The 18,816-nt window shown below is 29.6% G+C and carries 18 protein-coding genes; 11 read left to right on the forward strand and 7 right to left on the reverse strand.

All coding sequences use genetic code 11. From position 1 onward, the window contains the following. Positions 1 to 8 precede the first annotated feature (8 nt). From GFU93_RS02600 to GFU93_RS02610, 3 genes are all read right to left on the reverse strand, one after another. Complete coding sequence (locus GFU93_RS02600; RefSeq protein ID WP_160566969.1) at positions 9 to 671, reverse strand: HAD family hydrolase; 663 nt, start codon at positions 669 to 671, stop codon at positions 9 to 11. Between the two features lie 15 nt (positions 672 to 686). Further along, a complete protein-coding gene (locus GFU93_RS02605; protein ID WP_160566972.1) occupies positions 687 to 1,265 on the reverse strand; it encodes a sugar transferase in 579 nt (192 codons plus the stop codon). Between the two features lie 104 nt (positions 1,266 to 1,369). Beyond that, positions 1,370 to 2,692, reverse strand: a complete 1,323-nt coding sequence (locus GFU93_RS02610) for an ammonium transporter (protein WP_160566975.1) — start codon at positions 2,690 to 2,692, stop codon at positions 1,370 to 1,372. A 678-nt stretch (positions 2,693 to 3,370) separates the two neighbouring features. Between GFU93_RS02610 and GFU93_RS02615 the strand changes: the two genes are divergently transcribed. The 3 genes from GFU93_RS02615 (at position 3,371) to GFU93_RS02625 (ending at position 7,736) form a co-directional block, all read left to right on the forward strand. Continuing rightward, a complete protein-coding gene (locus GFU93_RS02615) occupies positions 3,371 to 5,035 on the forward strand; it encodes a hypothetical protein (protein ID WP_160566978.1) in 1,665 nt (554 codons plus the stop codon). A gap of 234 nt (positions 5,036 to 5,269) precedes the next feature. Further along, positions 5,270 to 6,970, forward strand: coding sequence for a lysine--tRNA ligase (gene lysS, locus GFU93_RS02620; RefSeq protein ID WP_160566981.1), 1,701 nt, complete (start codon positions 5,270 to 5,272; stop codon positions 6,968 to 6,970). 181 nt (positions 6,971 to 7,151) lie between these two features. Next, on the forward strand, positions 7,152 to 7,736 hold the full coding sequence (locus GFU93_RS02625) for a cysteine dioxygenase family protein (protein WP_160566984.1): 585 nt from the start codon (positions 7,152 to 7,154) through the stop codon (positions 7,734 to 7,736). Between the two features lie 252 nt (positions 7,737 to 7,988). Here the strand turns inward: GFU93_RS02625 and GFU93_RS02630 are convergent, their stop codons facing one another. From GFU93_RS02630 to GFU93_RS02640, 3 genes are all read right to left on the reverse strand, one after another. Next, positions 7,989 to 9,647 carry a hypothetical protein gene (locus GFU93_RS02630; RefSeq protein WP_160566987.1) on the reverse strand — a complete coding sequence of 553 codons (1,659 nt, stop codon included), beginning with the start codon at positions 9,645 to 9,647 and terminating at the stop codon, positions 7,989 to 7,991. Between the two features lie 99 nt (positions 9,648 to 9,746). Continuing rightward, positions 9,747 to 10,640: a PstS family phosphate ABC transporter substrate-binding protein gene (locus GFU93_RS02635; protein WP_160566990.1), complete on the reverse strand. Its 894-nt coding sequence runs from the start codon at positions 10,638 to 10,640 to the stop codon at positions 9,747 to 9,749. Beyond that, on the reverse strand, positions 10,630 to 10,827 hold the full coding sequence (locus GFU93_RS02640; RefSeq protein WP_160566993.1) for a C4-dicarboxylate ABC transporter: 198 nt from the start codon (positions 10,825 to 10,827) through the stop codon (positions 10,630 to 10,632). The genes GFU93_RS02635 and GFU93_RS02640 overlap by 11 nt, the downstream gene beginning before the upstream one ends. Before the next feature lie 99 nt (positions 10,828 to 10,926). Here GFU93_RS02640 and tsaE point away from each other — a divergent pair, with 99 nt between their 5' ends. From tsaE to GFU93_RS02670, 6 genes are all read left to right on the forward strand, one after another. Next, on the forward strand, positions 10,927 to 11,328 hold the full coding sequence (tsaE, locus tag GFU93_RS02645; protein ID WP_160566996.1) for a tRNA (adenosine(37)-N6)-threonylcarbamoyltransferase complex ATPase subunit type 1 TsaE: 402 nt from the start codon (positions 10,927 to 10,929) through the stop codon (positions 11,326 to 11,328). A gap of 1 nt (position 11,329) precedes the next feature. Next, positions 11,330 to 12,523, forward strand: coding sequence for an alanine dehydrogenase (locus GFU93_RS02650; RefSeq protein ID WP_160567000.1), 1,194 nt, complete (start codon positions 11,330 to 11,332; stop codon positions 12,521 to 12,523). A 2-nt stretch (positions 12,524 to 12,525) separates the two neighbouring features. Continuing rightward, positions 12,526 to 12,882: a DUF4258 domain-containing protein gene (locus tag GFU93_RS02655; protein WP_160567003.1), complete on the forward strand. Its 357-nt coding sequence runs from the start codon at positions 12,526 to 12,528 to the stop codon at positions 12,880 to 12,882. A gap of 81 nt (positions 12,883 to 12,963) precedes the next feature. After that, entirely contained in the window at positions 12,964 to 13,824 is an 861-nt protein-coding gene (gene accD / locus GFU93_RS02660) for an acetyl-CoA carboxylase, carboxyltransferase subunit beta (RefSeq protein ID WP_160567006.1), read from the forward strand. An 87-nt stretch (positions 13,825 to 13,911) separates the two neighbouring features. Beyond that, the gene (locus GFU93_RS10065) at positions 13,912 to 15,330 is read left to right on the forward strand and encodes a nucleoside recognition domain-containing protein (RefSeq protein ID WP_221411315.1); all 1,419 of its coding nucleotides are present in this window, start codon (positions 13,912 to 13,914) and stop codon (positions 15,328 to 15,330) included. 118 nt (positions 15,331 to 15,448) lie between these two features. Then, complete coding sequence (locus tag GFU93_RS02670) at positions 15,449 to 16,120, forward strand: DedA family protein (protein WP_160567009.1); 672 nt, start codon at positions 15,449 to 15,451, stop codon at positions 16,118 to 16,120. Between the two features lie 247 nt (positions 16,121 to 16,367). Here the strand turns inward: GFU93_RS02670 and GFU93_RS02675 are convergent, their stop codons facing one another. Next, positions 16,368 to 16,970 carry an RNA polymerase sigma factor gene (locus GFU93_RS02675; RefSeq protein WP_160567012.1) on the reverse strand — a complete coding sequence of 201 codons (603 nt, stop codon included), beginning with the start codon at positions 16,968 to 16,970 and terminating at the stop codon, positions 16,368 to 16,370. 321 nt (positions 16,971 to 17,291) lie between these two features. Here GFU93_RS02675 and GFU93_RS02680 point away from each other — a divergent pair, with 321 nt between their 5' ends. Next, entirely contained in the window at positions 17,292 to 17,672 is a 381-nt protein-coding gene (locus GFU93_RS02680; protein ID WP_160567015.1) for an START-like domain-containing protein, read from the forward strand. 71 nt (positions 17,673 to 17,743) lie between these two features. Next, positions 17,744 to 18,553 carry an aminotransferase class IV gene (locus GFU93_RS02685; protein ID WP_160567018.1) on the forward strand — a complete coding sequence of 270 codons (810 nt, stop codon included), beginning with the start codon at positions 17,744 to 17,746 and terminating at the stop codon, positions 18,551 to 18,553. The last annotated feature ends 263 nt before the right edge of the window (positions 18,554 to 18,816 follow it).

The following is an 18,816-nucleotide window of genomic DNA, read 5'->3' on the forward strand; positions in this document are numbered from 1 at the left end:
GTTAGATTTTAATTATTTTTTACCAACCTTAAAATTTCTTCAGGTCTTTTTACTATGTATTCGGCTCCATATTTTTTAAGTTCTTCTTCAGATCTAAATCCCCATAGAACCCCTATACTTGTTATGCCTGCATTTACAGCTGTTTGCATATCTGTTCCGGTATCTCCAACATAAATTATTTCTTCTTTATTTGTTATACCTAATTCATTCATAATATCGTAAACAATCTGTGGATTCGGCTTCATGGGAACGTTAGTTCTTTGTCCAAAAACAGATGAAAATTTTATTTCACTAAAATATTTTTTTACTAATTCTTGAGCACCTACCATAAATTTATTGGATGCTACTGCCATTTTTATATTCATGGAACTCAGTGATTTTAACATTTCAATTACTCCGTCATAGGGTGCTGTCTTTATAGCTGAATGCTTAGTATAGTATTTAATGAATTCATCTTTAATTTTTTTAATTACCTCGAGATCACTTTTTAATTCGGATGGCAAAGCTCTTTCAATCAATTGAGTCATTCCATTACCTACAAAATTTTTGTATGAATCTAAAGCATGTACCGGTAAATGATTTTTTTCTAAAATATAATTACATGAATCAGCTAAATCATTTAGCGTGTTAAGTAAAGTTCCGTCTAAATCAAAAATAGCCAACTTAGTCATAATTTTATTTTTTTTTTATTTTACAAATATAGTTTTAAACATATAGTTAAAATCTCCCTTTAAAGACCAATTTTTCACATAATCTTTATTTATATTAATTTTATCCTTCCAAATGATCGTATCATTGTATAATTGTGGATTTTCAACTTTAGATAAAATTTCCTCTTCATTTCTGTATTTTAGTTGAGCCGGACCTGTAATCCCCGGTTTTACGGAAAGAATAATTTTATCTTCCCCTTCTAATTTGTCCGCATAACCCGGCACATCGGGCCTGGGACCCACCCAAGACATATCACCCATAAGAATATTTAAAATTTGGGGTAATTCATCCAATTTATATTTTCTTAATAATTTACCTAATTGGGTGATTTGCATTTTATGTGTGGTGACCGTTGATGTATATACCCCTTTCATCGTTCTAAATTTGAACAAACTGAAATGTTTACCATTTTTACCTATTCTATTTTGAGTAAAGATTCCAATCATACTTGTGTCAAATGTAACCGCAATAAATATAATTATCATGGGTACAAGAAAAATAATAAAGCATATTAATGCTAATAAATAATCTGCTATAATTTTATTTTTCTTCATACTATTTATTATACAAAATTATAAAAGAAAAAGGATTTCTTACGAAATCCTTTTCCTATTAAGCACCTTTTAAAATAAACATTGAATAAATATTCTAATAACTATTAAAAAACTTTTTCACCGTGTTGTGATATATCTAAACCTAATTCTTCTTTATCAGGGTCAACTCTTAATGGAATAATTTTATTTACAATAAATAATAATAACAACGTTCCAAAAAAAACAAATATGGAAACGGCAATCATTGCTATAAAGTGATTAACAAACAATGTGGTCTCTCCAAAAAACAATCCGTTTGAAGGAATATCTTCATTTATAGACTTATCCGCGAAAACTCCGGTTAAGAGCATTCCTACCATACCTCCCACTCCATGACAAGGAAAAACGTCTAAGGTATCATCTACACCGTTAGTATGGAAAAATTTAACCATGTAAAAACTAATCACGCTGGCAATTAATCCGATAAACAATGAATGTCCTAAAGAAACAAATCCTGCACCCGGGGTTATAGCTACTAAACCCACTACAGCTCCTACACAAACTCCTACTGAAGATAATTTTTTTCCATTTATTTTTTCTAAAAATCCCCAGGTTAGAGCACTTAAAGCAGAGGCTGCCGTTGTATTTGCAAAAGCTAGTACACCTAACTCATTAGCTGCAAACGATGATCCCGCATTAAATCCAAACCAACCAATCCAAAGCAAACTGGCCCCTAAAATTACATAAGGTATTTGTGCAGATGCTAGAGTTGTATCTCTTCTTTTTTTCAAAAAAATGGCTCCTGCTAAGGCCGCCCAACCGGAACTCATATGAACCACCGTGCCTCCGGCAAAATCCAATATTCCTGCCTTTGCCAATATTCCTTCCGGATGCCATGTAGCATGTGCCAGGGGGGAGTAAATAAAAATTGAAAACATAACTATAAATAATAAATAACCCCAGAATTTTATACGCTCTGCAACACCTCCCGAAATTAATGCCGGAGTTATAATGGCAAATTTTAATTGAAAGAGGGCAAATAAAAGTATGGGGATCGTAGGCGCTCCTACCCAGGCAGATGTTGTTCCAATTCCTTGCATAAACATATGAGGTAATGGATTTCCTATGATACCCCCTATATCCGGTCCAAATGCCAATCCAAACTCGAAGATAAACCATAAAACGGTTATTGTCACCATTGCTATAAAGCTCTGAAATATTGTGCTTATTATATTTTTACTATTGACCATTCCTCCATAAAAAAAACCTACTCCGGGAGTCATTAAAAAAACAAGCACTGAAGCTACTAACATCCAAGCTACGTCAGCAGAATTAAAACTTATGCCTTCTGCAACAGCCTTTGAAGACTCTGCTGAAAATAACGTATTTGAAAAAAGGCTTACTAAACCTACAAATATTAAAATTAGAATTAAAATATATTTACGCATACCCAATATTTTATACAGCAAAAATATAATTTTTTAATTAGAAACAAAATAAACATATGTTTTTTAACGGGTATAAATTACAAATATTAATAAATTATAAGATATACCCCTATTTTTTTAATACCATAATTTATTTTTATTGCATTTAATTTATATATTATATTGGATAAAAATTTAATCTAAACATTTGATTATTTAAATCGTTTAATATATTTATCTCTTATTCAAAGAACTATTCGTATATTTTATTTAAAAAATTTTTTACCCTATAAATTCATACAATTTAAAAAACTATAAAATTATATCAATAAACAGCTGCAACCACTAAAATTAAATTTATTTTATATAATTTTTTTTAAAAATTTTTATAATATTTGCGATTCATTCAATAATATTTTAAAAATAAAACCCAAAAGTTCTTTTCAAACTAGACTTGCAAAATTCTTTTAAAAATGTATTTAGTATTAAACATTTCTCCCGCAAATACCAATTCTATAAAAATTATTACATATAAACTACCATATAATTATATATTAAAAATATTTAGATAAATATTAATATATTTTATTTCTATATATTAAAAAATAATATATATTTATCTGAAATTAAAAACTATATTAATGAAAGTTATAAACAACTGATTTTAAATGAATTACTAATTTTTTAATAACAATTTTTATGAAAAAAATTCTTTTAACACTTAGCACTATTTTAGCGCTATATTCATGTAATAATGAAGACTTACATGATGGATCATCACCTTCTCATTCTTTGAATGATAAGAAAATTATCAATCAGTCCGGCTCTATACAAGGAGTTACCTATTCATTTGATAATGTAGAAGTAAACCCTAATTTAGTAACCTTGAATACAGAAAATAGTTCTATTCTTAGTACTAAAGAGGAGTTATCAAGAGGATTTATTAGTTTACAAAACATATCTGAAAAAATCGGTAAAGAATTAATCCCGGGTAATACCGTTTATTTAATTACCCAAGATTCGACGTATATAAGAAATATCACCTCAATTAATCAGAAAAATGATATATATAATTTAGAAACAACGGATGCCAATATAGGCGATGTTTTTGAAAACGGTACTTTAAGCTTATCTTTAAATATTGATGATACTAATAAGAATAGTTCTTTACTTGCACTTAAAAATGCATACGATAAAGAATACGTTTTTCATCCTTTGATTTTTAATAAAGAATTTCGTGTAAAAGGGCTAATTTTTAATCCGGACAGTAAATTAACCCCTTCTATAGCTGTAAAATTAGGTTTTGATAAATCACGCGTTATACCTAGTGTAATTGAAATGTATTATAACAGCCATACAGAATATAATCCAACTTTAACTTTAGATAAAGACTTTAAAGGTAAATTTTCTCATGATTTTATCGATAATGTTCCACAAATCCTGATCGATTATTTAAAAAAATATAGTGTAACTATTAAAATTCCTACCGGCAAATATTTAGGAGACGTTCCGGTTAAAATTAGTGTAAACCAAATTAATTTTCCAACTGAAATTGAAGCAAACGTTTATAGAGGATCTAGCGTGAGCTTTAAAGCAGAAGGTAATGTAAAATTAGGAGTTAAATTCACACTTAATAATAATCCGGATTATATTTATGAAAATGGAATTCAAAAAATAGACGGATTTAATAACAATTTATACGGAGAAGTTTTAACCGATATGAAATTCATCATCATACCTCAAGTTCAAGTTTTCCAATCTAAATTAATTGATGTTAAAGGTAAAATAACTGTAGGACTTAAAACTTCTAATATCGGTAACGGAACTTCTTCAGATGACTCTAAAAGTTTTTCACAAGGAACCGTTTATACCTCTGCGGCATTCACTTTTTCAAGTTTAGGTTTACCTGCCTATAGCACCGATATTTTCAAAAAATCTATAAATATATGGAAAAAAGGAGACTATGTTAATTCTGTTTCTTTTTCAAATTTTAAAGCGGGTAAAGCAACCATTGTACCATGTAGCGGTTTGACCTCTTTTGGATATGATGTTTTGTTAGATTATAAATACAGCTTACCAGGAAAAACTATTTCCGGTGATTTAGAAATAACTTATGATGTATATGCTGATAATGGTACTCTTCTTGAGTCCAATAAAACAGTCAAAGTATTACCATATAATATAACCTCTAACTCATTTAAATTCAACATGTGTATTCCTTTCAGAAAAATCAATTTCTTCAATATATCTAAAATTAGTTATGTTAAAAATATAACTATTAAAGATGCTAACGGATATATAGCAAATGGCATTTTAGATCCATTGACCGGAAGCCCGGTTACTGAAATTGCATTTGTAAGGTAATTTTTCTTAGTAATATATTAGTAAAGGTAGACGCTCATTGTCTACCTTTTTTTATAGAACTAGTATTTCCTCAAAAAAATCAAAATTTATAACATTAAATTTATCAATTTTTAAATTTTTCTTAAGATGTATAAGATATCGTGAAGAATTTTTAAAAAGAATAGTAAATAAATACGGTAAACATTTTAAAGGACTTACAGATTATTACTAAATTTGCACGATAAAATTGTTATTATGCAACTTTCAGAACAAGAACTAATTCGAAGAGAAAAATTACAAAAACTTAAGGATGCGGGTATCGATCCATATCCCGCTGCAGAATATAAAGTTACGCATACTGCCCAAGAAATAAAAGATCAATTTAAAGAAGGAGAAAAGGTTGTGATTGCCGGAAGACTTATGTCTAATCGTATTCAGGGAAAAGCGGGTTTTTCTGAGCTGCAAGACACCACCGGGCGTATTCAGCTGTATTTTAACAGAGATGTAATTTGTCCCGACGATGATAAATTTAAATATAACGATTTTTATAAAAAATTGCTCGATTTAGGTGATTTTATAGGAGTTGAAGGAGAATTATTTGTTACTAAAATGGGCGAAAAAACCGTAATGGTTAACGATTTTAAACTTCTTTCAAAGGTATTGCGACCGCTTCCTCTACCTAAAGTTGATGAAGAAGGAAAAGTCCATGATGCATTTAATGATCCTGAATTAAGATATAGAATGAGATATGTTGACTTAGTAGTCAATCCTCATATAAAAGAAATTTTTATTAAACGGACTCGTCTGTTTAATGCTATGAGATCCTTTTTTAATGATAAAGGATATTTTGAGGTTGAAACCCCTATACTTCAATCCATTCCCGGAGGAGCTGCGGCTCGACCGTTTATAACCCACCATAACGCCTTAAATATTCCATTATATTTACGAATTGCAAATGAGTTATATTTAAAACGTCTTATTGTTGCCGGTTTTGAAGGTGTTTACGAATTCTCTAAAAACTTCAGAAATGAAGGAATGGACAGAACGCATAATCCTGAATTTACTGCAATGGAAATTTACGTTGCTTATAAGGATTATAATTGGATGATGAAGTTTACTGAACAATTATTGGAACATTGCGCCCTAGCAGTAAACGGAACAACCCGAGTAACATTTGGAGAGCATGAAATTGATTTTAAAGCTCCATATGCCCGAATTTCCATGACTGACGCCATTAAAAAATTTACGGGTTTTGATATAACAGGAAAATCTGAGGAGGAATTGAGAAATGCAGCAAAAGAAATGGGTGTTGAAGTTGATGAAACTATGGGTAAAGGAAAAATCATAGATGAAATATTTGGAGAAAAGTGTGAAGGTAATTTTATACAGCCAACCTTCATTACTGATTATCCCAAAGAAATGTCTCCACTAACCAAACAGCACCGCGATAATCCTGAATTAACCGAACGTTTTGAATTAATGGTTTGCGGAAAAGAAATTGCTAATTCTTATTCAGAATTAAATGATCCCATAGATCAAAGAGAACGTTTTGAAGAACAATTAAAATTGTCTGAAAAAGGAGATGATGAAGCAATGTTTATTGATCAAGATTTTTTACGTGCATTAGAGTTCGGTATGCCTCCGACTGCAGGTTTAGGTATAGGAATGGATCGATTAATTATGTTCCTTACTAATAATCCGTCTATACAAGAAGTATTATTCTTTCCGCAAATGAAACCCGAGCAAAAAGCATCTTCCATCGAACATTCTGAGGAAGAAAAAATTATTATCAAATTATTACAAGATAATAATTCTTCTATGGAATTAAATGAATTAAAATCTCTGGCCGGACTAAGTGGAAAAAAATGGGACAAAGCCATGAAATCGCTTTCTAAACATTCATTGATTACTGTTACTGTTACCAATGAAAATAAAACAGTTGAATTAATTTCTTAAAATAAAATTTTTAAAAAATACAATATTTAAGGCTATCTTTTTTAGATAGCCTTTTTAAATTAAAATTAAATTTAAAAATGAACTAAAAAAATGTTTTTATTATCTACTAAATCTATAGGGATTGGATGATATTAAATTCATATTTATTATCTTTGTTTAAAATCAAAATAAATAAATGATTATGGAAACCATATTTAAAAATAAAAGTCAAGAATTACTTAGCTGTATAGAAAATCTAAAATTAAGTAACTCTGATTATGAGCAAGTTGCATCAGAATTATTTAAATATAATTTCAATGATTACGATGCAGCTTTTTCTATTAATAAAGTAAATGTTCCGGAAGGCAGTTATGTTCGTTTACCTATTTATGCTAATAAATGCTGTGCGATTTTAATGCTTTGGGGGATAAATAATAAAACAGCCATTCACGACCACTTAAACTACGACGGATTAATAAAAGTTTTAAAAGGAAATCTTACAGAAGTTAGTTACATTGAAGATAAAAATTTCATAGTATATGATGGAGAAGGCGTAGCTCCTGAAGGTGCTATTTTTCCTGAAGATTTAGGAGGTATTCATTCAGTAGTTAATAATTCTTCGGAAATATCTGTTAGCTTACATATCTATCACACTCCTCAAACTTCTTTAAAAGGTGTTAGAATTTTTGATATTGAAAATAGAAAAATAGCCATCTTAAATGATAAGGCTACATCCTGTTCATGGAATTTACCTGAAGATAATTACGAGAAAATCACTCAATTATAACTAGTATAATCTAGTATAATTTTAAAATATTTAAATTCTAACTCAGATTGAGTTAGAATTTTTTAATTAGATATTAATTCATATCCGTCAATTTTAAAGCCTAACCAAGAATTCAATCTCTACCTTTTCAGATATTAAATCTAAACTTATATTTTCTAAATTTTTTTGAACTTTACAACTTTTAAAGTTTAGCAATAAAAAAAGCTATTTCATTTAAATGAAATAGCTGTTTAATCTTGTTAATTGTAAAAATTATTGTAAAAGTTTTTGAAGATTTAAAGCATCTGCATTTTGAGGATCCACAGATAATGTTTTGTTCAAATAAGTTTCTGCTTTATCTTTATTTCCTTCATGATATTCTTTGTAAGCGAAAAATGTATATGCAATAGCTAAATATGCTTTTTCATTGGCTGAATATTCTTTCTTCGGTTCAACCATATCAATATATTTTTGGAAGGCTTGAGCTGTAAGACCGCTTTTATCACTCGAATCATACGCGTATAATGCCATACCTTTTCCGGCATAAGCTACTTCCCAGGTAGGAATTAAAGAAATCAATTGATCCCATGAAGCAACAGAGCCTAAGTAATCTTTAGCTTCGTATTGTTCTAAAGCTAAATTATACCATGAAGTTGTATCGTTGGCATCAGCCGCAACCGATTTTTTCAAAGCCTCAATTTTAGGATTAGTTATAGATGCTTCTGTTTTAGCTCCCGGTTGTAAGGATAAAAGAATAGATTGATAATCGTAAGTTTTATCTCCTTGACCGATGGCTTTGGTTAAATTCAGTATCGCGGTTTTGGTTAATTCCTCTTTTTCTTGACCGCTTGCAGTTTTAAGTAAAGAGGATTGTATTTTTCCTAAAACTCCATAATCTGAACCTTCTCTTTTTGACTCAGGAATAGTTTGTAAGTATTGATTTATATTTTTATAGGCTTCGGAAAAATCAGAATTTTCAATTAAATCCAATGCTTTTAGCTTAAATTTTAACGGATCGGATATATCATTCCAATTTTTAGTCAGTAAATCTAAAGACTTTGCATAATCTTTAATAAAATAGGAAACTTTAGCTAATTCAAATTGAGTCTCGGCATCATTGTTCCCTGACAAAGAAATATATTTTTGTAAGTTTTTAAAAGCTTCATTATAATTACCGCTTCTCACATTAAAGTCTGACAAATATTTGTATGTTAATGGATAATTAGGATTAGCTGCTATGGCCTTGTCAAAATTTTCTGTAGCTAATTTTCCTTGTCCATTGGTTCGCCCCCATATGTTTCCTATTAATGCATAAGGTATGGATTTATCTTCGGCAATTCCTAAGGCTTTGGTATAATTGGAAACCGCCTTACCCGGATCTTTTTTTTCAAAATAGGCATTTCCTAAAACTATATAGTATTCGAACTTATCTTTATTTTTAACCAAGTCTAATAACTTTTGGCCATATTCGATACTTTTATCATAATCTGTACTTTCCGGCTTATTGGTAAATAATTGATAGGCTTTTGATATTTGAAATAATACATCCGCATTTTTGTACTTAGATCCTTTGGCGATGGATTCAAATTCTGCATTTGCTTCCGATTTTTTTCCTTGATATAATTTTATTGTCGCCAATCCGATTTTATTTAAATTAGATTTTGGATCTAAAGCCAAACCTTTATTAAAATATTGTGAAGCCATTTCTAGATCAGGTTTAGAAATTGATAAATAATATGCTCCTAAATAATAATAATTGTCTGCTGATGGTGATTGAGCTGCTAATTTTTCAAAAGTATTTTTGGCCTTGCTATATTGATCATTTCCTAAATACTTAATACCCTCTTGAATACTTTGTGCATTCATAAATCCTGATAACATCATAGCAGAGATTACAAATGTTGCACCTATTTCTTTTTTCGCGTAATTCATTCTAAATTTTTATTTATTTTTCTTTTTATTTTATTTTTAACTCTTATTTGTATTCTAATAGTATTAAAATTATTTATTTTTTAAACTATTTTTTAAAATTTATCTTCCATGAAGCTCAATCCTTCTTTCATACAAATAATAGGGTTGAAGTCCTGCCCTTTTAACAATAAGCTGTCCTCTCTGAGAGCCACAAAATCTTGAAAAACTGCTCCCTATTTTAAAACTGTTTTCAGCATTTAATAGAAAAACTCTTTTGGTGAAAGGGTATATACCTTCACGCAAATTAGGCACCGTCGGATTTATTAAATTACCATCCGCTCTTCTTATAGGCAATATTCTCACTTTTGAAAGGAACTCCTTCACTTCATTACTATTTTCTTCACTTAATACATCCAAACCAATAATTCCTATATGAGAGCTATTTTTACTAATAAATTGGATTACCTCTTTTCCATTTGAAAATGAGTTAATTTTTTGATTTTTAGTCAGATTAAACCCTAATTTTTTTTTTAAATTATTAAAATTACTTGAATTTCCTCCATCAAATACAAATTTACTATCATTTGAAATAATATTTGATTTTAAAGAAGTTTGATCAATTTCTTTAATGGAACTTTCTTTTGACACAACAAAAATGGTTGCATCACACGCTATTTGTGTGGAAATATAAGAAACGTTAGTATGATTGTATAAAATTCCGGCTTCTTCTGAAGATAAATCCCTGGTAGTCATTGCTATCGGAACTTTACCGTTCAAAAGATCAGCGATCACTAAATCTTCAACTTCCGGCTTGAATAAAATTTTTGTTTCGGGATAAGAGGATTGAAAAACTTCAACTAAGGCTGAACCTAAATTCATTAGTGAAGGATCAATAGCTAAAGTTATATTCCCTTGCCTATACGCTTGTTTCTTTTTTATATCTTCTTGGCATGAAATACATATAATTAAAAAAGCTAAAAACACTATGGATCTGATTATTAATCTATTGTTCATTTTGTCTAATATATTTAGTCGCTCGATAAGCTCTAAAAAAACCGTAAACTATTAATAATCCCCCTAAAATCCAAGAGTATTCAGGTTCTAATTCAATAAAAAACTTTTTATAAATAATAATTAATATTCCTATTATAAAATACCCAATTCCAATAAATATGGAAAGTGATTTATAACTTAGCTTCATACTTCTTTTTTTGAAGAATTCTAAATAACAAATATAAAAATATTTATTTACTTATTTTTGCAGTTACTATTCTTATAACCTTTTTAAAAAATAAATTATATGGATTTTGTTATTAATACATTTTCAGACTTAGAAGATGTTGCTAAAGAAATAATTTCAAATTCAAAATATAAAATTTTTACACTTAAGGGAAATCTAGGTGCCGGAAAAACCACTTTAGTAAAATATTTATGCAAAACACTTGAATGCCATGATACCATAACCAGTCCTACTTTTTCATTAGTAAATGAATATCTGTGTCCTGCTGGTAGAATTTATCACTTTGATTTATATCGAATTAAATATATGGAAGAATTAATAAATATTGGTTTTTATGAATATATAGATTCCGATAATTATTGTTTTATAGAATGGCCGGATATATGTGAAAATGAATTACCTAAACATCATAAAATTTTATTAAATTTGATGGATCAAACCAGGCACTTAACATTTAACTAATATGGGTATTTATACACCTTTTTCCGAAGAAGAGCTGATTCCCCTGGAGGAACGAATTGAAGTGATAAAAAAAGGAGGAAAATGCAGTATTGGTATTCCTAAAGAAGATCATTTGATTGAAAGCAGGATTGCTCTCACTCCCGATGCTGTATCGGTTCTAAGCTCTAATGGTATTGAAATCATAATGGAAAGTGGAGCCGGTTTAGGGGCTCATTATTCCGATGCTTTATATTCCGAGGCAGGGGCAACAATTTCATACGACCCTAAAGAGGTTCTGTCTCAACCCATCATTTTAAAAGTTGAACCTTTATCCATAGATCAAATAAAGCACTTGCAGCCAAATTCCTATTTGATTTCTGCTGTACAAATAAATACTCAATGCAAAGAATATTTCGAAGAACTTTCTAAAAAAAAGATTACGGCTTTAGGATTTGAATATATACGAGACAGCCATAATGAATTATCCATTGTACGACTTATTGGTGAAATAGCCGGAGTTTCCAGCATACTTATTGCCGCTGAATTACTGTCTTCAACTCATGGGGGAAATGGTCTTTTACTAGGAGGAATAACCGGTGTTAGACCGTCCAACGTAGTAATTATAGGAGCAGGAAATGTGGGAGAAAGCGCCGCACGTTCGGCTTTAGGGTTAGGAGCCACCGTAAAAGTGTTTGACAATTCTATTACTCGACTTAGAAGATTTCAAGAATTACTGGGACGAAGGTTGTATACGTCTACGATAGACCCGAAAGAGCTCAGCAAAGCGTTAATTCGCTGCGATGTTGCCATTGGTTGCTTAAAGGGAGAACTTAGGGCTCCGATTATTGTACCTGAAAATACTGTTAAAAGAATGAAACCGGGATCTGTTCTCATTGATATAAGCATTGATAACGGAGGAGTTTTTGAAACCTCAGAAATAAATGCTAAAAATGAAGCTTTTATTAAACATGAAGTCCTACATTATTGTGTTCCCAACATCACTTCTAAATTTGCAAGAACCGCTTCTAAAGCTTTAAGTAATTTCTTTTTAAGTTATTTTCTTAATCTGAACAATCAAGGAGGATTTGAAGCTATGTTTAGAAAAAACCGTGGAATTTGTCAGGGCATTTATATGTACAAAGGCAGAATTACTAATAGACAGATAGCTTCTTGGTACGACCTGCCGTACCAAGACATTCATTTACTAATTATTTAAGCATGTCATTTTCTAAAAGATTAAGACTCTATCTTACGGGTTTTTTTATGGGTCTTATATTTATATTATTTGTATTTGGTAATAAGGTATTTTCTTGGTCATATTTGCCCAATGACAGGGTTTTAGCCGAAATACAAACCAAACCTTTAAAATTTTCAAATCAAAGTCTGGAAAGTCTTAAACTAAAAAAAATATCTCTCAATTTTATAAAAGATACAGTTCTTAGTAAAGGTAAAATAAATTTTAAGATGAGTAATGCTCAAGCATTGCCTTGTCCTCATTATGTCCTTCATTATCAAAGCTTAAAAGTTACATTTACTAAATGCAAAGACACGGTAGTCATAAACACGATTGATTAATCCTATTAAGGATTTTTTAACATAAAATTCCGTTTGTACAATTTTTTCCTATATTTACAATCTAAATGTAAAACAGAATATATGAGATGGTTTACTAGACAGAAAAAAAACATCAGTACTGACATTAGCGAAAAGAGGGAGGTTCCTGAGGGATTATACTATAAAACTCCATCCGGGAAAATTATTGAAACTGATCAATTAACAGCTAATTACTATGTTAGTCCGGAAGATGATTTTCATGTTAGAATTGGTAGTTCCCAATATTACCAGATTTTATTTGATAATGGTAAATTTAAAGAACTTGACGTAAAAGTTCACAGCAAAGATTCATTAAATTTCGTCGATTCCAAACCGTATAAAGATCGATTAAAAGAAGCACAATCTAAAACTAATTTAACTGAAGCCATAAGAAATGCCGTAGGTAAAGTAAATGGAAAAGAAATTTATATTTCTTGTATGGATTTTAGTTTCATCGGAGGATCTGTGGGATCTGCGGTTGGAGAAAAAATTAGAAGAGCCATCGATTACTGTATTAAAAATAAATTACCATATGTAATTATAAGTCAATCCGGAGGTGCTAGAATGCAAGAAGCAGGGCTATCTTTGATGCAATTGGCAAAGGTTGAAGCTAAATTAGCTCAATTAAGTGATGCCGGACTTCCTTATATATCTGTACTAACAGATCCAACCTTTGGAGGAATAACCGCTTCATATGGTTCTACCGGTGATATTATAATTGCTGAACCCGGCGCATTAATCGGATTTGCAGGACCAAGAGTAATTAAAGAAACTATCGGAAAAGATTTACCTCCTGGTTTCCAATCATCTGAATTCCTTTTAGAAAAAGGCTTTATAGACATTATCGCACACAGAAAAGATTTAAAAAATACCATTTCACATTGTGTTGACATGTTAATGAATAAAAATAAAGAAGATAAATAAAATATAAAAAACAAAGAAAAAGCTAATAATTATTAGCTTTTCTTTTTTTAAAACCATTACCTAAAAATTTATAATCTCCTCAAATAAATGACCCTTAATTATATTTGGATTGCCTTTATTATCTTATCTTTTTTTGTAGGAATTCTTAAGTTCGTGTTTTTAGGAGATACGGTAATCTTTAAACATATGGTTGACGGGTTGTTTAGTACGACCAAAGTTGCAGTAATGGATATAGCTTTGCCTTTGGCAGGAATGATGACTTTCTGGTTAGGAATAATGAAAATTGGTGAAAATGCAGGCGCTATACGTTTTCTTTCTAAATTGGTTTCTCCTTTTTTTTCCAAATTATTTCCTTCCATTCCCAAAGGTCATCCTGCAATAGGAAATATGATGATGAATTTTAGTGCCAATCTTCTTGGATTAGATAATGCCGCCACTCCTTTAGGATTAAAAGCAATGGACAGTTTGCAAACACTGAATACTAAAAAAGATACTGCAACGGATGCACAGATCATGTTTTTAGTTTTGCATACCTCGGGACTAACATTAATCCCGACTTCCATTATGCTCTACCGTTATTTAAATGGCGCACAAGATCCCACCGATATATTTGTACCGTGTATTGTTGGAACTTTTTGCACTACTTTATTTGGTGTAATTATAGTAGGAATTAAACAACGCTTAAACTTATTTAGTCGCCAAATATTGATTGGTTTACTAGGAGCTCTAGTAATGATTTTTGGGCTTTCATACTTCATTAAATATTCCACAGATTCTCGGACAAAATATGCTGTCGAGTATGTATCTCATATCACCCCTCAAACTGTATATGTTGAAAATGTAACTGCAGAAGATTTCGTTAAATTATATCCTGATTCATTTCAGAAGGAGATTAACATAAAAGATAAAAAAATAACTCCTGAGTTGATCCGTAAAACTAACCAAGAATATATAAATTTTGAGCGTGGTACAGCCTCTCGAGTGATTAGCAACGTACTTTTATTACTAATTCCCGTTGTATTTATTACAGGCGCTTTTATAAAAAAAATAAATGTTTTTGATAGTTTTATTGATGGTGCTAAAGAAGGTTTCGGAGTATCTGTAAAAATAATTCCTTATTTAGTAGCCATGTTAGCTGCTATTAGCCTATTGAGAACCAGCGGTATAATGGATTATCTAATTAATTCTATTTCTTATTGCTTATCCTCGTTACATATCAATACCGATTTTTTACCTGCACTACCTACTGCTTTAATGAAGCCCCTTAGTGGGAGTGGTAGCCGTGCATTAATGATTGAAGCCATGCAAAATTATGGTGCTGATTCTTTTGTAGGAAGACTTACCTGTATATTTCAGGGAAGTGCAGATACTACTTTCTATATAGTTGCTCTTTATTTTGGAAGTGTAGGTATTAAAAGAATTAGATATTCTCTTACTGCAGGTTTGCTGACCGATTTATTAGGCGTAATCACAGCCATTTTTATTACCTATTATTTCTTTGGGTAGCCATTAACTATAAATATGTTAATTTTTTTAACACAGCATCGAACTCCTATAACAATATTTTTCTTAATTAAATATTAATATCTTTGCACCTGTTAATATTTAATTTTTCTTTGTTCCTATGAATGATTTTAGTTGGGGCCAATTAGTTAATCCGGAGTTTTATATAAAGTTAGGCGGTATTTATTTAGTTTTATTTATAGTTTTTGCTGAAACGGGTCTCTTTGCCGGATTTTTCCTTCCCGGAGATAGTTTATTATTCCTCTCAGGTATATACAGTAAGGAATTAATACGAGAAATTTTTTATATTGAATCAGATTTTTTAAGTGTTTTTTTATTATCATGCTTAATTTCAATTGCCGGTATAATTGGTAACGAAATAGGTTATTGGTTTGGAAAAAAAAGCGGATCTTATCTTTATAATAAAAAAGATACCTTTTTATTCAAAAAAAAATATCTTTTCCAAGCAAAAGAATTTTATGAAAAACATGGGGGAAGAGCAATTATTCTTGCTCGGTTTTTACCTATTTTAAGAACATTTGCACCCATAATTGCCGGAATTGTTCAGATGAATAAGGGTAAATACTTATTGTATAATGTTTTAGGATCAACAGCTTGGTCTTTTTCCTTATTATTTTCGGGACATTATCTTTACCAAATATTCCTTAAGGAATTTAATTTCGATTTGAAACGTCATATTGAAACTATTGTATTAGTAATGGTAATAGTAACCACCGCCCCTGTAGTAGTTAAGTTATTTTTCCAAAAAAATAATGATATTTCAGAAAATTAATGTTAAAAACTAATAGATATATATAATTTTATAAATTATATATATCTACCGGCTGCTTTTAATTGCAATAAATTACTGACTGTTTAATTTTACTTAATTCAATAATTTTTATACTTTTTGAAAAGTTTAATATTAAATTTATAGTATAATCGGAAGGACCTCTCCTTTCATTTGACAAATTAATAGATTTTTTGTACATTGAATATTGTTCTTTACTAGTTGTTATAGTATAGATAACGATATTAAATTAAATTTTATTATTGTAAATGAATGTTAAATTTTTGGTCTCAATTAGTTTTCTTAGATTTAAAATTGCATATCTCATTCTTCCCAATGCCGTATTAATTCCGACATTTGTTTCTTCTGCAATTTCTTTGAAGCTTAAACCTTTATAAAAGCGTAATTCTAAAACTTCTTTTTGATCTTCAGACAGCTCATTTATGAGTCTTTTAAGATCCAGGTTTATTTGCTCATTTATTATTAAATCCTCTATGGATAGTTCGGATACTTTTACAAAATCAAATATATTATAATCCTCATTCTGTCCACTGGATTCATTAATTATTTTCGTTTTATTCGAAACCCTAAAATGATCAATAATTAAATTATGTGAAATTCTCAAAACCCATGGTAGAAACTTCCCTTCTTCGTTATATTTTCTCTCCTTAAGAGTTAATATAACTTTTATAAAAACATCTTGAAATAGATCTTCAGCTAACTCCGGGTTATTAACCTTTCGATTGATATAATTATATATCTTTAACTTATGCCTATCCAACAATGTTTTAAGAGCATTTTCATTTCCATTAATATAAGAATGAACTAATTCACAGTCAGTTCTTTTTATCATTACTTATGATATTTGTTAGTTAATAGAGTAAAATTTTATTCTATATATCTAATAATTTCAATTTTCTACCTAGATAACTTCTTAGGGAACAAATGTATATATAAAATTTTAAAAAAACCTAAAAAATGTTAATGAAATTATAATATTTTGTTCATGCAACATAAAAATTGATTTATTTTTTTCTTATTTATACTGAAAACTCCTACTATTACTATCAAAACTTAAATATCATGAAATAAAATCAAAACTTTTTCATTAAGCAATATAATTTTTAAAATATAGAACAAATTTATATATTGCAACTTGAAATCTAATATAAATATGAATAAGATAAAATACCAATTAGAATTTGCAATGAAATGTTCCACTACTCTTTTGTTTGAATATATTGGAACTTCTTCAGGTATGAGTGAATGGTTAGCTGATGACGTAATTGAAAGAGGTGATAAATTTACTTTTATTTGGGGAGATCAAGAAGAATCTGCTAACTTAATACGATATAAAGAAGAATCTTTTGTGCGTTTCAGATGGGAGGAAGATGAGGGAACGAAATATTTTTGGGAACTTGCCATACATGTTGATGATGTAACCAGTGACGTAGCTCTTGTAATTACTGATTTTGCCGAAGAAAGCGACTTAGAACACTCTAAATTATATTGGGAAAATTTAATTGAAGACCTAAAAAAGATTATAGGTTCTTAAATAATATAATTACTCCCTGTAATAGGGCCAATAAAAAAAACCACTAACACAAAAAATACTAATGATTTAGTATGAAAATTATTTTCAATCAAAAATGTATTGAAGAAAATCAATTAGTAATCAATTACACTGAAAACAATTATTTTTCCGGGGATTTTGTAAACGGTTTCTGTTGGCTATTTCAAAATAAACTCCTCTATTGGGAATATGTATATTTCCAATTGATGGCATCCATGAGAAAAATGAGGATAGATATACCTCTAGCTTTTACTCCGGAATTATTTGAAGATCAAATTAAAATACTTTCTGAGAAATTAAACACCACAGAAGGTAGAGTAAAAATAACAATCTATAGAAATATCCAAAATCATCCCCCTTCATTTATAATACAAATTTTACCCCATAAAAATTTCTTTATAACTACTGAAAATGAAGTTGATGTTTATAAAGAAATTCTTATATATCCCAATTTATTGTCTGATTTATTAATTTATCAGCCTCTTAATAGCATAGCAGAACAATATGCAAGAGAAAATGAGTTACAGGACGTTATTTTGCTCAATAGTGAAAAAAGAATAGCTAGATCTGTGTTAGGTAATATATTTTTAATTCAAGATAATATGATAGTTTCCCCTCCCACAACGGAAGGTGCCATCCAATCTGTTTTAAAGAAAAATTACATCCTTTTTCTACGAGAAAAAACAAATTACATCTTTAAAGAAGCACCAATATCTCCTTTCGAAGCTCAATCTGCAGATGAATTTTTTATACTTAGTGATGAGAATGGATTACTGCCCGTTACCCGGTTAAGAAAAAAAGTTTTTAAGAAAGATCAAACTCGTTTATTGACAAAAAAATTTATCGGTTATTCATTAGAATAGTTGGTAACTCAAAAAATCTGTTTTGTTTTAAATAAAAAAAGGTCGCATAAGCGACCTCAAACTAAAACCACAAAAAAATGAGAAAGCGATTACATTTAAGTAATCATGTCTTGAAAGATCATTAAAAATCTTTTTAAAGATATCTCTTACTTTCTTGATGCAAAAATAATCTAATTATGGTTCTATAAAGGGGTTTATCAATAAAATTATTTTATAGTGTAAATAGTACGTTTTTTATTACCCCTCAATTTTAGATAGATAAA

The organism is Apibacter sp. B3546, assembly GCF_009827885.1.
GTDB lineage: Bacteria > Bacteroidota > Bacteroidia > Flavobacteriales > Weeksellaceae > Apibacter.